At 30.4% G+C, this 14,118-nt stretch carries 14 protein-coding genes; 11 read left to right on the forward strand and 3 right to left on the reverse strand.

The window, feature by feature from the left end:
- The coding region (locus tag FVF61_RS14175) for a hypothetical protein (protein ID WP_158635201.1) at window positions 1-637 on the forward strand (637 nt) is incomplete at its 5' end.
- Window position 638: 1 nt separating this feature from the next.
- Here FVF61_RS14175 and FVF61_RS08100 read toward each other — a convergent pair.
- The gene (locus FVF61_RS08100) at window positions 639-1,919 is read right to left on the reverse strand and encodes an exo-beta-N-acetylmuramidase NamZ family protein (protein WP_148455166.1); all 1,281 of its coding nucleotides are present in this window, start codon (window positions 1,917-1,919) and stop codon (window positions 639-641) included.
- Between FVF61_RS08100 and FVF61_RS08105 the strand changes: the two genes are divergently transcribed.
- A complete protein-coding gene (locus FVF61_RS08105) occupies window positions 1,920-3,155 on the forward strand; it encodes an ABC transporter permease (RefSeq protein ID WP_148455168.1) in 1,236 nt (411 codons plus the stop codon). It abuts the gene before it with no gap.
- A gap of 77 nt (window positions 3,156-3,232) precedes the next feature.
- Entirely contained in the window at window positions 3,233-4,213 is a 981-nt protein-coding gene (locus tag FVF61_RS08110) for a PLP-dependent cysteine synthase family protein (protein ID WP_148455170.1), read from the forward strand.
- 92 nt (window positions 4,214-4,305) lie between these two features.
- Here FVF61_RS08110 and FVF61_RS08115 read toward each other — a convergent pair whose 3' ends face one another.
- Window positions 4,306-4,722, reverse strand: coding sequence for a hypothetical protein (locus FVF61_RS08115; protein ID WP_148455172.1), 417 nt, complete (start codon window positions 4,720-4,722; stop codon window positions 4,306-4,308).
- A 196-nt stretch (window positions 4,723-4,918) separates the two neighbouring features.
- Window positions 4,919-5,674: a hypothetical protein gene (locus FVF61_RS08120; RefSeq protein WP_148455174.1), complete on the reverse strand. Its 756-nt coding sequence runs from the start codon at window positions 5,672-5,674 to the stop codon at window positions 4,919-4,921.
- Window positions 5,675-5,859: 185 nt separating this feature from the next.
- On the opposite strand from FVF61_RS08120, the gene FVF61_RS08125 reads away from it, so the two are divergent.
- The 8 genes from FVF61_RS08125 to rpsU all read left to right on the forward strand — a co-directional run bounded on the left by FVF61_RS08125 (window position 5,860) and on the right by rpsU (window position 14,003).
- Window positions 5,860-7,131 carry a DUF2851 family protein gene (locus tag FVF61_RS08125; protein ID WP_148455176.1) on the forward strand — a complete coding sequence of 424 codons (1,272 nt, stop codon included), beginning with the start codon at window positions 5,860-5,862 and terminating at the stop codon, window positions 7,129-7,131.
- Between the two features lie 16 nt (window positions 7,132-7,147).
- Entirely contained in the window at window positions 7,148-7,375 is a 228-nt protein-coding gene (locus FVF61_RS14350) for a PspC domain-containing protein (protein WP_148455178.1), read from the forward strand.
- Window positions 7,376-7,383: 8 nt separating this feature from the next.
- The gene (locus FVF61_RS08135) at window positions 7,384-8,409 is read left to right on the forward strand and encodes a potassium channel family protein (protein WP_148455180.1); all 1,026 of its coding nucleotides are present in this window, start codon (window positions 7,384-7,386) and stop codon (window positions 8,407-8,409) included.
- 91 nt (window positions 8,410-8,500) lie between these two features.
- Window positions 8,501-10,219, forward strand: a complete 1,719-nt coding sequence (locus FVF61_RS08140) for an alanine/glycine:cation symporter family protein (protein WP_148455182.1) — start codon at window positions 8,501-8,503, stop codon at window positions 10,217-10,219.
- A gap of 17 nt (window positions 10,220-10,236) precedes the next feature.
- Window positions 10,237-11,103 carry a ComEA family DNA-binding protein gene (locus FVF61_RS08145; protein WP_148455184.1) on the forward strand — a complete coding sequence of 289 codons (867 nt, stop codon included), beginning with the start codon at window positions 10,237-10,239 and terminating at the stop codon, window positions 11,101-11,103.
- 12 nt (window positions 11,104-11,115) lie between these two features.
- Window positions 11,116-12,282: an acyl-CoA dehydrogenase family protein gene (locus FVF61_RS08150; RefSeq protein ID WP_148455186.1), complete on the forward strand. Its 1,167-nt coding sequence runs from the start codon at window positions 11,116-11,118 to the stop codon at window positions 12,280-12,282.
- A gap of 19 nt (window positions 12,283-12,301) precedes the next feature.
- Entirely contained in the window at window positions 12,302-13,726 is a 1,425-nt protein-coding gene (locus FVF61_RS08155) for a carboxypeptidase-like regulatory domain-containing protein (protein WP_148455187.1), read from the forward strand.
- An 82-nt stretch (window positions 13,727-13,808) separates the two neighbouring features.
- Window positions 13,809-14,003, forward strand: coding sequence for a 30S ribosomal protein S21 (gene rpsU, locus FVF61_RS08160; RefSeq protein ID WP_148455189.1), 195 nt, complete (start codon window positions 13,809-13,811; stop codon window positions 14,001-14,003).
- Window positions 14,004-14,118: the final 115 nt, after the last annotated feature.

Below are 14,118 nucleotides of genomic sequence, written 5' to 3' on the forward strand. Positions count from 1 at the left end.
TCAAGATGTAGTTTATTCTGCAATTTTTAAAAATGTAAATAAAACGGCCAAAAGTTTAAATCATTATTTAAATACTTCAGGAGATACTCTTTTTCTAAAAAGTACATTCAATTTAAATAAAATTGAAGTAATTGGCGCTTTTGGATTAAAAGAATATGCAGTAAACGATTCTTTAAAAAACATTATTATTCCGTTGAACGATTTACCACTTGGAGATTATACGATTGCTGTTGTCCATACTGAAGGTCATGATGACACCTATGTTTATAGAAAAACCATAATTTTTAAAATATCTAGACTGTTACCAATAGATCTTGGAATGAATGATCTTGCATCTAATTATTCTAATAGTGAAATTCAGATTCCCATATTAGATTTAAGCGAAAATAAAATAATTAAAGAGTTACCTGAGCCTTTAGATTTGGCAAGTAATTTAGAAATTAGTGGAACAACATTAATTTCAAATAGTGAAACTTTAGGGTCTATTAATGTATCTGAAAACGATATAATAAAAGAAAAACCTTTAAAACTTAAAGTATATAATCTCACAGATATTAGATATAGAAATCATAACATTCAATCAAGAGCTAATTATAGAAGAAATAATTTAAGACCTAACGGAAAACGCTACGATTAATCTAAGGATATAATAAATAGTTAGATCTAATTTTTCTGAAGGCTTCAAGGTCTTTTTGCCACGTAGCTTTAATATCTTTTTCGCTTAAACCAGCTTCAATTTGTTGTTGTAATTTAGCTGTTCCAGCATGCTTGGTAAAATTAGCTGTATTGAATACTTTAGATTTATCTGTAGCATTTTGATAAGCTTTAATAATCCATTTTAAAGTCATCTCTCCATGAATAGTTTCATTACTTAAATCTTCACCATAGCAAAGAACATCTTTATGTTTTGGAATTTTAGCTCCAAAATTGGATTCAGGAATATAAGTAAATGTCATTATTTCTGGATTAAGAAAAGGAGCTCCATAACGTTGAAACTGAAATTCTGTGCCACGTCCAGCATTAATATCTGTTCCTTCAAAAAGACCTAAACTTGGATACAATTTAATGGCTTGATCGTTTGGTAAATTTGGTGATGGTCTTATTGGAACATGATAAAACGTGTTATGCGTGTAGTTCTCAACAGGAATGATTGTAATGTTGCATTGTGCTTTATTTTCTAGCCATTTTTCACCATTTAACATCTTAGCAAATTCACCAATAGTTAAACCATGAACTAATGGAATTAGATGCATGCCTAAAAAACTTTTATTCTCAATCTCTAGAGTTGGGCCATCTACATAATGTCCATTGGGATTTGGTCTATCTAAAATTAGCAAAGGGATATTAGCTTCTGCACAAGATTCCATCATATAATGTAACGTAGATATATATGTGTAAAAACGAACGCCAACATCTTGGATATCGAAAATCATGATATCTAAATCTTTTAAGTTTTCAATAGTCGCTTTTTTGTTTTTTCCATATAGTGAAACAATTGGCAGCCCTGTTTTTGTGTCTTTCCCACTTTCTACTAATTCTCCAGCATCTGAAGCACCTCTAAAACCATGTTCTGGCGAAAGTACTTTTATAACATCAATGTTTAATGCTAGTAATGAATCTACTAAATGTGTATAACTTGTTTGCTCAGGGTTTTTAAAAATAACACTTGTTAAATTTCCAACAATACCAACACGTTTTCCTTTTAAAAGTGGTAAATATTTTTCAGTTTGATTGGCACCTACAATAATTTTTTTAACCATTTTGTTGTTCGTGTCATTCTGAGCTTGTCGAAGAATCTCACCATCATTTTGTTTAGCTAGTTTTTCACTTTTAGTATTCGAAAAGTTTCCACAAGAAAGGAGTATTAAAACAAATAATAAAACTGTATTTTTGAGCTGAATAAATTTTAATTGCATCATTTGAAATTCGAATATTTTATAGCCAAACGCATAATTGATAGTAAAGCGTATAAAAGTAGTGTTTCGGCACCAATAATAAAAATTGGTATTGCTGCAATTGCTATTGGAATTATTGTGATGATGATTGCTATTGCTACTGGAATAGGGCTTCAACAAAAAATTAGAGAAAAAGTAGTTGCTTTTAATGGCGATATTATAATTTCAAATTTCGATAGTAATAATTCACAGGAAAGTGGACGACCAGTATCACTAAATCAAGATTTTTATCCAGAGTTTAAATCGGTAGAAGGCATCAATCATATTCAAGCTGTGGCTTCTAAATTCGGAATTATTAGAACCGAAAGAGATTTTGAAGCCATCATTCTCAAAGGCGTTGGAGCAGATTATAATTGGATGTATTTTGAATCTTTTATGAAAGAAGGTAGAATGCCTGATTATTCTAAAGAGATGAACGATGAGGTTTTAATTTCTGAATATTTAGCAAATCGTTTAGGTTTCAAAATAAACGACAATTTTATTACTTTATTCAGAAAAGAAGATCCTAATAAACCACCATTTATGAGACCTAATAAAATAGTAGGTATTTATAATTCTGGTTTTAAAGATTTTGATGAAACTTATGTAATAGGAGATTTAAGACATTTGCAACGTTTAAATAAATGGGAAGAAGACCAAGCAGGACATTTTGAAGTTTTTGTAAACGATTATCGTAAATTAAACGAAATTTATAATAATGTGTATAACAATACACCATCCATGTTAAACGTTACAACGGTTGAGCAAAAGTTTGGTTCTATTTTCGAATGGATTAAAATTTTCGACAAAAATATTTATGGTATTATTGGTATCATGATTCTAGTTGCTGGTATCAATATGATAACTGCTTTATTAGTTTTAATATTAGAACGAACACAAATGATTGGTGTTTTAAAAGCACTTGGTTCTAATAATTGGACTATTAGAAAAATATTTTTATATAATGCATCTTATTTAATAACATTAGGGTTGATCTGGGGAAATGCTTTAGGCTTAGGCTTATTGTTTGCGCAAAAATATTTCAGTCTCTTTCCATTAAATCCAGATGTATATTATGTTACTGAAGCTCCAGTATATATTAGTATTAGTTATATTTTAGCATTAAATATTGGAACATTTATTCTATGTCTAATTATGCTTCTTTTGCCTTCTTACCTGATTACTAAAATTTCCCCTGTTAAAGCTATTAGATTTGAATAAATAGAATTTCAGAAACATAATAAATTAATTCGTGTATTCATGTCAAAAACATAAATTTGCAACTGAAAAATTTTATAATGGATTACTCAAAAAACATCTTAGAAACCATTGGAAACACACCTTTGGTAAAATTGAATAAATTAACTGAAGACTTACCATGTTTGGTATTAGCAAAATACGAAACTTTTAATCCTGGAAATTCTGTAAAAGACAGAATGGCTCTAACCATGATTGAAGATGCCGAAGCAGATGGACGTTTGAAACCTGGAGGAACTATTATTGAAGGAACATCTGGAAATACAGGAATGGGATTAGCGTTAGCTGCTATTGTTAAAGGTTACAAATGTATTTTTGTTATGGCAGACAAACAATCTAAAGAAAAAGTAGATATGTTAAGAGCAGTAGGAGCTGAGGTTGTTGTTTGTCCAACAGATGTGGAACCAACAGATCCACGATCTTATTATTCAGTATCTAAACGTTTGGGTGAAGAAATACCAAATTCTTGGTACGTCAATCAATATGATAATTTAAGCAATACTAAAGCACATTACCAAAGTACAGGTCCTGAAATCTGGAAACAAACAGAAGGAAAAATTACTCATTTTGTTGTTGGTGTTGGAACTGGTGGAACTATTTCTGGAGTTGGTAAATATTTAAAAGAACAAAACCCTAATATTAAAGTTTGGGGAATTGATACCTATGGCTCTGTGTTCAAAAAATATCACGAAACTGGAATTTTCGATGAAAAAGAAATTTATCCTTATGTAACCGAAGGTATTGGTGAAGACATTCTGCCAAAAAATGTGGATTTTGATATTATTGATGGATTTACAAAAGTAACCGATAAAGATGCAGCTGTTTACACGCAATTGTTAGCAAAGCAGGAAGGTATGTTTTTAGGAAATTCTGCTGGAGCAGCTATAAAAGGTTTGTTACAGTTAAAAGAACACTTTACAAAAGACGATGTGGTTGTGGTATTGTTTCACGATCATGGAAGTAGATACGTTGGTAAAATGTTTAATAACGACTGGATGAAGAAAATGGGTTATATTGAATAACCTGTTATTCAGAACGAGTGAAACGACTGTAGAAATATATTAAAAAAAACCTGAGCGAAAGCTCAGGTTTTTTTATGTGTTAATTTAAAATATTATTTATTTAAAGGCGCACCAACTGGAATGGCACAATCGTGACCTGGTTGTCCGTGAGCTGGATTCATGCCTGGAGCAGTCTGAACAGGAGATGAATTACCCGAGTTAATTACAGGTGATGAACTTCCAGGGTTTACCATAGGTGATGAATTGTTTTTACTATTCAAAGGTGCACCAACAGGAATAGCACAATCATGACCTGGTTGTCCATGAGCAGGATTCATGCCTGTAGCCGTTTGAGCAGGAATACTTAAAGCATTATTGGTATTATCTTCTGGGACATTTGTTGTTTGATTTACTGGTGATTCTTGTGTAACAGTCTGATCTGTATTACTATCTGTTGTTTTGGATTTAGATTGATCACATCCTAAAAATAAAATGATACCGAAACATATAATTCCTAAATAAGTCTTCATAGATATATGGTTTATACACCATTAAAACCAAATTATGGTTAAAATAATGGCTGATTATTAAAAGAAACAAAGATATAACATTATAAACCTTTTTATGTATGATTTGAAGATTACTATTTTATAGGTTTTTTTCCTATTGTAGCTGTAAATCGTTTCAAATGGTCATTAAATAGTTTTGTTTTCATGAATTCAGCTATTAAAAACTAAAGCCTAAACGCATTTCAGGACCAAAAGTGTCTATGTTATAGGCAAAATAATCAGATCCACTTCCAGTTTCGTAGTCGATACCAATGTATCTATAGCCAATCATTAAATGGAACAAATCTGAGAATTTATAACCAGCATCAACTTGTATTTGCCAAGTAAAATCGGAGCCTATTCCAAAACCTCCAATATCTCCTTTTAAGTTTACTAGAAAATTGTCTTTAATAATATTATGAGAACGGATAACAATAATAGGGTCAACCCAAGTTTCTGTTATATCTGCACTTCTATCCTGGAAAACAAATGAAAAATTTGCGTCTGCACTAACACTTACCAATCTCATACCTAAACCAACTTCAAGCATTGGAAGAATACGTCTGTAACCATCAAGTTCCCAAAGTGTTTCTTTTACCTCTAATTCGCCACTTTCTACTAAATTAGTTGGCGATACATCTTCACCAAGTTTCATGTAAACAAAATCTGAAGTAATAGCCCAATTTTCATTTTTTGCTTCTAGATAAAGCATGGCTCCCATTTTAAGGTGGCTAAAAATATTTTCTATATCTGCATCTACTCCAAGAGATGGAAGATTTTCACGTATTTGTGTGTCTCCTTTCATATTTGGAAACATTAAATAAGGTTCTACTGTAAAATTCCAGGAAGAGTTTTTAGTTTCAACAGTTTCATCTTGAGAAACAATAAATAGACTGCTTAATAAGAAACAAGCAAGAGTTATTTTTTTAATCATTTTTAAAGTTTTTTTTTAATATTTAACGTGTTAAATATATTTTAAAATCAATAGTCAATATTAGGTTAAAGATATAATAATATATTTATTTTAATTAGTGATTATTACTGTATTTTAGTCTTATTAATTGTGATTATTGATACATATTTGAATATTGAAATTTTGTATCTTGTACTTTTACTATTATGCAAGAAGACTTTCTACATTATATCTGGCAACATAAAAAAATAAATGGGTTTCATTTAAAAACTACTCAGTATGAAAGTTTAGAAATACTTTCAGTAGGTAAGCATAATATTAATTCTGGACCAGATTTTTTTAATGCACAACTAAAAATAGGAGATCAGCTTTGGGCAGGGAATGTTGAGATACATATAAAATCTAGCGATTGGTTTGTGCACAATCATGAAACAGATAAAGCTTATGACAATGTAATTTTACATGTAGTATGGGAACATGATACTGAGATTTTTCGAAAAAACAATTCAATTATTCCAACCTTAGAGCTTAAACAGTACATAGATAAAGATGTATTGCAGAACTATAATAAATTGTTTGCTTCTAAAAACAAGTGGATTAATTGTGAAACAGATTTTGCTGATGTAGATAGTTTTATTCTTAATAATTGGTTAGAACGTATTTATTTTGAGCGATTAGAAAGAAAGTCTAACACTATTGAAAAGCTTCTAGAGGTTTCAAAAAACAATTGGGAAGCAGTTTTATTCAAGATGCTAACCAAAAATTTCGGTTTAAAAGTTAATGGCGATTCTTTTTTTAGTTTAGCAAATTCAATTGATTATTCCATTGTAAGGAAATTACAAACTAATAATCAAGCACTAGAATCTTTAATTTTTGGTCAAGCTGGTTTGCTTGAAGAAGATATTCAAGAACCCTATTTTTTAGAATTAAAAAAGGAATACCTGTTTTTAAAACAAAAGTTTAGTTTGAGTAATACTCAAGTGACACCAATTCAATTTTTTAGATTAAGACCACAAAATTTTCCGACTATTAGATTATCTCAATTAGCATCACTTTACCATGAACAACATAACTTGTTTTCAAAAATTATTGAAATTAAAAATATAAACGATTATTATAAGTTGTTTTCAGTTTCGACTTCAGAATTCTGGAAAACACATTACACATTTCAAAAAGTATCAAAATTAACTCAGAAAAAAATAGCGAAATCATTTGTAGATTTATTACTTATAAATACTATAATCCCAATTAAATTTAGGTATGCAAAGCATATAAATGAAGATATAAATGACCTTATCATTAATTTACTTCAGCATATACCTTCAGAGAAAAATAGTATTGTTACTGCATTTAACAATTTAAAACAGGTTTCAAAATCAGCATTACAATCCCAGGCACTTATTCAGCTTAAGACTGAATATTGCGATAAAAATAAATGTTTACAATGTGCTGTAGGCAATGCATTAATCATCAAATAATTTGTTAAATTGCAGCATGAACATTTTTTATAAAATCTTACTTTATTTTCAAAAACACGGATACTATGTGTGTCAGCGAATAGCCGATAGATTAGGGATTAGAGCAAAAGTAGTACGAACATCATTTTTATATTTAACTTTTGTAACACTGGGTTTCGGATTTGCACTTTATCTTTTTATAGCATTTTGGATGCATATTAAAGATCTACTTTATACAAAGCGTTCTTCAGTTTTCGATTTATAAAAATAAAAATGAACAATCCATTAATAAAACTTTTTAGATCTAAAATTTATACTGCCATACTCTTGTTAGCTATTTTGTTAGCAGCAGGAGTTATTGGTTTTAAAGTGTTATCTCAACTTACCTGGATAGATGCTTTTTACATGACAGTAATAACTATTACAACTGTTGGTTTTGGAGAAGTACAACCACTAGATCAATCTTCCAAAATTTTTACTATATTTTTAATATTAACAAGTGTTGTTGTAGTAGGATACGCAATTAGTATTATTACAGAATATATTTTGAGTAAAAATAATTTAGAAGGATTAAAACAAAGAAAGATGCAAAAAAAGATTGATAGTCTTAAAAACCATATTATAATTTGTGGTTATGGTAGAAATGGCAAACAAGCTGCTACAAAACTATTAGCTTATGAGAAACCATTTGTTATTATTGAAAAAGATAAAGAAGTTGCAGAAAAATTTCAAAGTGATTTGGTGCCTTTTGTAGTTGGTAATGCCAATGAAGATGAAATACTTTTACAAGCTGGAATAGATAGAGCAAGTACTTTAATTTCTGCTTTGCCAAACGATGCAGATAATTTGTTTGTTGTACTTTCTTCTAGACAGATTAATAAGAATATGAACATTATTAGTCGTGCCTCTCAAGAAACATCCTATAAAAAACTTAAACTGGCAGGAGCAAATAATGTGATTTTACCAGATAAAATAGGTGGCGACCATATGGCTTCTTTAGTAGTAGTACCAGGTTTATTGGAGTTTATAGATAACCTATCAATTGTTGGAAAATCTAATATCAATATAGAAGAAATATCTGTTGAGCAATTATATGATACTTCAGAAATTAAAACTATAAGAGATTTAGATCTTCGTAAAAAAACGGGTTGTAGTATTATAGGTTATAAGGATGCTAATGGTGAATATTTAATAAATCCAGAAGCGGAATTGAAGCTAGTACCTAATTCTAAAATCATTGTTTTAGGTAGACCAGAACAAATACATACATTAAATTCTGTATATAATATTCATCAATAAGTACTTATTTTAACGAGAGATGTTTTAAAAAATCATTTTTTTTTAGCATCTTGTCACACTTATAAATAAAACTAACTAATTAATAATTCTTATGAAGAAATATCTTCTTTCAATTTTAACCTTAATCATACCATTTATCACCTTCTCACAAGAGGAGGAAGTGGGTCTTGACCAACAAATTGATGCAGCTTTTGCTCCAATTGCAGATTTTTTTACCAATGTAATATTTTTCCCAGTTTATCAAGATGATGTTTATACAATTCCTTTTGTGTTAGTACTTCTTGTAGGTAGTGCCTTATTTTTTACTATTTATTTTGGTTTTCCTAATATCAGATATTTCTGGACAGCTATCAATACTGTTAGAGGAAAATATGAAGATATAGAAAAGCATGGGGCAGCAGAACTATATGGTGAAGATGGTATTGCTCAAGGCCAAGATTTGACAAAAGTTGATATCGATGAACATTTAGATAAAGTTGAAGAAAAATTAGCAGCCAATGAAGATTTGGCAATAGATGGAGATATTGTAGATACTATTCGTGATGAAAGCTCAGATGGAGAAGTGTCTCACTTCCAAGCATTAGCTACTGCCGTTTCAGGTACTGTAGGTAATGGAAATATAGCTGGTGTAGCATTAGCGATTGCTTTAGGTGGTCCAGGAGCTACATTTTGGATGATTGTTTGTGGTTTATTAGGTATGTCTACCAAATTTGTTGAATGTACTTTAGGTGTACAATTTCGTGATGTTGGAGAAGATGGAACTGTTTATGGTGGACCTATGTACTATATAAGTAAAGGACTTAAAGCAAAAGGGTTTAAAACTTTAGGAAAAGTAGCTGCAGGATTATTTGCAGTTTTCTGTATTGGAGGTTCTTTTGGTGGTGGAAATGCAGCACAATCAAATCAAGCAACCATTGTAATTAAAGAATTATTTAATTGGGAGAGTACTGCAGCTGGCGCTATTGTTGGAGTTGTATTAGCTATATTGGTAGGTGTTATCATTATTGGAGGAATTAAGCGTATCGCATCTGTTACAGAAAAAGTAGTTCCATTTATGGCAATTATGTATATTCTAGCTTGTTTATATATCATCTTTAGTAATTTCGCTTTAATTGATGACGCTATTGCACTAATAGTTAGAGAAGCATTTAACCCAACAGCATTTGGTGTTGGTTCACTAATTGGTGTATTATTAGTTGGATTTCAACGTGCAGCCTTTTCAAATGAAGCTGGAGCAGGTTCTGCTTCCATTGCTCACTCGGCAGTAAGAACAAAATATTCAGCGTCTGAAGGTCTTGTAGCTTTATTAGAACCTTTTATTGATACAGTTGTAATATGTACTATGACTGCTTTAGTAATCGTTATATTTAACTTTGGAGGTTTCTTTGAATATGGTGGAGATGGTTCAGGTGTTGTTTTTATAGATGGTATGCCTTTTGAAGGAGCTGGAATCACATCGAAAGCATTTGCAGAATATATTCCTTATTCTAGTATATTTTTAACAGTTGCTGTAGTTTTATTTGCTGTATCTACCATGATTTCATGGTCTTATTACGGTTTACAATCCTGGAAATTTTTATTCGGAAGAGGAAAAACAGCAGATTTAGTTTATAAATTATTGTTTTTAACATTTGTGGTAATTGGTGCAGCAGCAAGTATGGGATCTATTTGGTCTTTCTCTGATGCCATGATTTTTGCTATGATCTTCCCAAATATGGTTGGATTATTTTTCTTATTCCCAGTTGTTAAAAAACAATTAAATAGGTATCTTGATGCTATCAAGCTAAAATCTGATGCTATAGAAGATTAACATTTAAATTAAAATATATGAAATCCCATTTCACGTTTTCTAAAAAACAAAGGAATGGGATTTTTTTATTATTACTTATCATAATCGTTTTGCAATGCGTTTATTATTTTGTTGATTTTTCTTCTGAAGAATTTGTTGTTGAAAACAATGAGTTAATTCAATATCGATCTGAAATAGATTCCCTTCGGTTGGTTGAAATTGAAAACAGAAAACCAAAAATCTATCCATTCAATCCTAATTTTATCACAGATTATAAAGGCTATACACTTGGTATGTCCAACGAAGAGATAGATAGATTATTAAAGTTTAGGTCTCAAGATAAATGGGTGAATTCTACTGAAGAATTTCAGCAGGTCACTAAAGTTTCAGATTCATTACTGTCAATAATTTCACCATTTTTTAAATTCCCTGAATGGGTAACCAATCCGAAACCCAAACCTAATTATTCATTTCAATATAGCAATCAACCAAAAACTTTTGAACAAAAACAGGATTTGAATAAAGCTTCGGCTTCACAGTTGCAGAGAATAAATGGAATTGGAGAAGGTTACTCTAAAAGAATTGTTGAATATAGAGAGAAATATGGAGGATTTATTGCAGATGTTCAATTGCTGGAAGTCTATGGTTTGTCACCAGAAGTTATTGAACGGATTACTGAACAATTTACTGTGAAGACTCCAAGACAGATTGAAAAAATAAGCTTAAACAATGCAACCATAGAAGAATTAGTAACCATTAAATATATAGATTACGAAATTGCACACAATATTATTGAACAAAGAACTTTAAGAGAAGGATATAAGTCTTTAGATGACTTATTAAAAGTTAAAAGCTTTCCAATTAACAAAATCGATATAATTAAATTATATTTGAAGCTCAATTAATAAAGAAAAAATATGAATGGTATGTACTTCACAGAAGAACATCAAATGTTTAGAGAAAGTCTAAAAGATTTTTTGCAGAAAGAAGTGGTTCCACACATTGAAAAATGGGAGAAAACGGGAACAGTTGAACGTTTCATTTGGAAAAAATTTGGCGACATGGGATTTTTTGGTTTGGTCTATCCGGAAGAATATGGAGGATTAAATCTCGATTTGTTTTATACAGTTATCTTCTTAGAAGAACTTCAGAAAGTAAATTCAGGAGGATTTGCTGCAAACATGTGGGCACATGCTTATTTAGCTATGACACATGTAAACAAAGAAGGAAACCATGAAATAAAACAAAAATATCTAACACCAAGTATTACTGGAGATAAGATAGGATGTTTATGTATTACAGAACCTTTTGGAGGTAGCGATGTAGCTGGCATGAGAACGACTGCAATAAAAAAGGGAGACACTTATGTTATAAACGGATCTAAAACATTCATTACTAATGGGGTTTATAGCGATTATTTGGTGGTTGCAGCTAAAACTAGTCCAGAATTAGGAAACAAAGGAATAAGCATTTTTATTATAGATAGAGAAACTCCAGGAATTTCTTCAACTAAACTAGACAAATTAGGTTGGAGAGCAAGTGATACTGCCGAAATTGCTTTCGATAATGTAGTTATTCCTGCTGGCAATTTAATGGGTGAAGAGAATAAAGGCTTTCCATACATCATGCAGCATTTTGCTTTAGAAAGATTAATTATGGCTGTAAATGCGCATGCTAGAGCAGAATTTGCTTTAGATTATGCTAAGCAATACATGAGCGAACGTACAGCTTTTGGTAAAACAATTAATAAATTTCAAGCTTTAAGACATCGTTATGCAGATGCGTATGCAGATATGGAAATTTGCCGCGAGTTTAATTATTCTGTTGCATATAGATTAAATAAAGGTGAGTATGTAGTAAAACAAGCTACCATGTCTAAATTGAAATCGACTAAAATGGCAGATGAAGTTATTAATGAATGTTTGCAGTTTTTAGGAGGTTATGGCTATATGGAAGAATATCCTATGGCAAGATTATTGCGTGATAGTAGGTTAGGCCCAATTGGTGGAGGAACTTCAGAGATTCTTCGTGAAATCTTAGCAAAAATGATTCTTGACGATAAGAATTATAAACCTGCTACTTAAACTTTAAGTCTATAATAATATGAAACCTCAATTTTTCAAACATATTTTAGGGATCATTGTTTTTATAACTTATATCTCTGCATTTTCACAAACGGAATTAAAAAATTCTGTGTTAGATGCCGAAACATTTTTACCATTAGAAAGTGCTAGTGTGTATGTAAAGAATACAACTATTGGTACTATAACAAATGTAGATGGAAAATTTATTTTAGTTGTTCCAGAAAGATATCAAAGCGATACATTGGTTATATCATCCATTGGTTTTAAAAGTTATAAGATTCCAGTGAATGAATTCGATAGCACTTTTGATGTTTATTTAGAACCAGATGTTGCCTCTTTAGATGAGGTTCTTCTTGTGGCTGAAACCAGACCTAAAACAGGAAATGATATTATGCTTCGTGCACTAGAAAGATTACCAGAAAACCTTCCAGATTCATCTTATTTGCAAAAAGGATTTTTAAGACATAAAGAACGAAACAAAAAAGAATTTAAATGGCTTATTGAAAGCGCTATAACACTTTACGATTCTAGTTCAGCAGTATCAGATGAATACCTTAAAATAAATGTCGATCAAGTTAGAAAAAGTTACGATTTACGAGATGTAGATAGTTTACTAGCTTATACTTCCTATTTAAAAAATCAAGCAAAGAACATCAAGCTTCAATCTAGAAATTTAAAACGTGATACCATAGAAACTGCTTCATTAATTAAGGCAATTAAGTGGAATGATAATCGTATTAATGGGTTAGAAACGTTATTTCATGGAAAATTGAATTTAGTTAGAAACTATGCTAGTGCAAAGGCATTATTTGGAGAAAATGTGTTGAATTTGCATCAATTTAAGTTAGATACAATTTTGGTTGAAAACGAAAGAAAGATATATAAAATAAAAATTTCTAAAAGTTTCGATTTTATAAATTTAGAAACAAAAGGAATATATAATGATGGTTATCAAGCAAATGGATGGATTTATATTTATTGGGACTCTTATGCAATAAAAAGAATTGAGTATGAATTAGTCGCAGCATCATCTGCTCAAAAAAGTAGAAGTAAAACACTTTATGATACAGATATTAACCATAAGTTAGTTATATCATATAAAGAATACCAAGACAAAATGTATTTAAACTATGTGTATTATGAAACACCAAAACTGGTAAATGTAGGTGTTGCAATTGATGATCCAAAAACAGAAATAGATGAATCTACTGTAAATAAAGACGAAAGGTATTACTATACTGTTCAAGAAATATTATTTACTGAAATTATTACAAACCCAGATGATATAGCAAGAGCAATAGAAAATGGTTGGGATGCTGATTTGTTTTCACCTAAGCCATACAACAAAGATTTCTGGAAAAATTATAACACCTTATTAGAAAGTAAAGAGGAAGAAAAGCTAATTCAAGACCTAACCAAAAGATATTCATTATTTAAAGAATAATTTTAAAAAAAATGATTGCCAGTTCTAAATTAGTTTTTATATTTGCGCACTGAAATTTTAAAAGAGAGGAGGTTAAGACACTATGTTAATAATACCAATTAAAGAAGGAGAAAATATAGATAGAGCGTTAAAGCGTTATAAGAGAAAGTTTGATAAAACTGGAACGAAACGTGCTTTACAAAGCCGTAAACAGTTTAACAAGCCATCTGTAGTACGTAGAGCTCAAATTCAAAAAGCGCAATACATCCAACATTTAAGAGACCAAGAAAATATCTAATCTCTAAATTTGTTAAATCCATATAAAAATCCTGCTATAGCAGGATTTTTTGTTTTAGACCTTTCCCTTCATTATTAATTATTATATTTACTATGATACTTACAAACTCTACACA

The organism is Xanthomarina maritima (assembly GCF_008084905.1).
Lineage (GTDB): Bacteria > Bacteroidota > Bacteroidia > Flavobacteriales > Flavobacteriaceae > Xanthomarina > Xanthomarina maritima.

Coding starts and splice junctions, on each gene's coding strand:
- FVF61_RS08100 (WP_148455166.1), bottom strand. CDS start 1,919: ATGATGCAATTAAAATTTATTCAGCTCAAAAATACAGTTTTATTATTT.
- FVF61_RS08110 (WP_148455170.1), top strand. CDS start 3,233: ATGGATTACTCAAAAAACATCTTAGAAACCATTGGAAACACACCTTTG.
- FVF61_RS08115 (WP_148455172.1), bottom strand. CDS start 4,722: ATGAAGACTTATTTAGGAATTATATGTTTCGGTATCATTTTATTTTTA.
- FVF61_RS08120 (WP_148455174.1), bottom strand. CDS start 5,674: ATGATTAAAAAAATAACTCTTGCTTGTTTCTTATTAAGCAGTCTATTT.
- FVF61_RS08125 (WP_148455176.1), top strand. CDS start 5,860: ATGCAAGAAGACTTTCTACATTATATCTGGCAACATAAAAAAATAAAT.
- FVF61_RS14350 (WP_148455178.1), top strand. CDS start 7,148: ATGAACATTTTTTATAAAATCTTACTTTATTTTCAAAAACACGGATAC.
- FVF61_RS08135 (WP_148455180.1), top strand. CDS start 7,384: ATGAACAATCCATTAATAAAACTTTTTAGATCTAAAATTTATACTGCC.
- FVF61_RS08140 (WP_148455182.1), top strand. CDS start 8,501: ATGAAGAAATATCTTCTTTCAATTTTAACCTTAATCATACCATTTATC.
- FVF61_RS08145 (WP_148455184.1), top strand. CDS start 10,237: ATGAAATCCCATTTCACGTTTTCTAAAAAACAAAGGAATGGGATTTTT.
- FVF61_RS08150 (WP_148455186.1), top strand. CDS start 11,116: ATGAATGGTATGTACTTCACAGAAGAACATCAAATGTTTAGAGAAAGT.
- FVF61_RS08155 (WP_148455187.1), top strand. CDS start 12,302: ATGAAACCTCAATTTTTCAAACATATTTTAGGGATCATTGTTTTTATA.
- rpsU (WP_148455189.1), top strand. CDS start 13,809: ATGTTAATAATACCAATTAAAGAAGGAGAAAATATAGATAGAGCGTTA.